The organism is Achromobacter sp. UBA4530 (assembly GCF_002388205.1).
Classification (GTDB): domain Bacteria; phylum Pseudomonadota; class Gammaproteobacteria; order Burkholderiales; family Burkholderiaceae_B; genus Achromobacter; species Achromobacter animicus.
The window spans coordinates 1,791-2,879 of record NZ_DGMA01000018.1; the positions used below are offsets into that span (position 1 = coordinate 1,791).

The 1,089-nt window shown below is 63.9% G+C and carries 2 protein-coding genes; one reads left to right on the forward strand and one right to left on the reverse strand.

Going from position 1 to position 1,089, the window contains the following annotated elements; genetic code table 11:
* The coding region (locus B2W22_RS14875) for a SecDF P1 head subdomain-containing protein (RefSeq protein WP_414631965.1) at window positions 1-251 on the forward strand (251 nt) is incomplete at its 5' end.
* A gap of 145 nt (window positions 252-396) precedes the next feature.
* Here the strand turns inward: B2W22_RS14875 and B2W22_RS14880 are convergent.
* Entirely contained in the window at window positions 397-846 is a 450-nt protein-coding gene (locus B2W22_RS14880; RefSeq protein WP_175122090.1) for a helix-turn-helix transcriptional regulator, read from the reverse strand.
* Window positions 847-1,089: the final 243 nt, after the last annotated feature.

Here is a 1,089-nt window from a genome sequence, read left to right on the forward strand (position 1 = left end):
GTTTCTCTGAAGCCGGCACGCGCAAGCTCACCACCGTCAGCACGGCCAACGTCGGCAGCGTCCTGGCTCTGGTGATCGATCAGGAACTGGTTGCCGCGCCGCTGATCGGCGAACCGCTCAACCGCGGCGTGCTGGCATTCGGCGTGCCTTCGGCTCAAGCCGCTTCCGAGATCGCCGCCCGCATCCGTGGCGACGCCGCTCCCGCGGCAGGTGGCACGGCCCCCGCGCCGGCGCCCGCCGCCAAGCCCTGATTCAGGGCGCGCAAAAAAACCGGCTCATGTAGCCGGTTTTTTTTGCGCCGCGTTTTTGTCCGGAAGGGGCGGCGCATGTATCGCGGGCGTCCAACAAGAGCGGGATGAATGGTTCCGCGTGGACGACCGCCCGCCTGTATCGCAATCAGCCGATCTTGCGGCCGCGCGGCTTGATGCCGCGGCGAAGCAATGTGGTTTCGATGAAGGTCTGGGTCAACGCTTCGAGCAATGCCCGTTCGTCAGCCGTCAGCGACTCGAATTGCGAGGGCGAAATGTTGGGATAGGGCCAAGGCGCCTGCGGGCGGGGCCGGCCGCCAGGGCGCGGCGCGGCGTCGGACACGCCTGATACTGGCAAGGTATTGCTCAGGTCGTAGGCTTCCAGGGGAAGTTCCATGGGACCCTTGCCGGTCTCCAGCCATTCGACTTCGATCTTCAACACCTGCGCCAGCTTGCGCGCGGATCGGCTCGAATGCCGCAGACCACTTTCGTAGCTGCCGATAGCACTTTGGGAGATGCGCACCAAACGGGCGAGCGCCTTCTGCGTGTGGCCACGAAGAAGACGCGCATGCTTCAGTCGGTCTGAGAATGTTTTCACAGGGCGATTGAAGCTTGCAGGTCTGTCACGTTGGTGGATATAAGTAACACTAGGGTGATAACTTCTGAGGCGGTCGCATGTGGGAGCGGGGCAGCGTGTTCATCGTGCCATCTGAGAATGTGGCGGGGTGGCGTCTTGCCGCCGTGCTGCGCCAGTTTCAATGGGAGACCCGCGTCTTCGCATCGGTGGACGCGCTGCAGGAACACCTGCCTGACCAGGCGCCGGATCTGCTTGCGCTGCAGG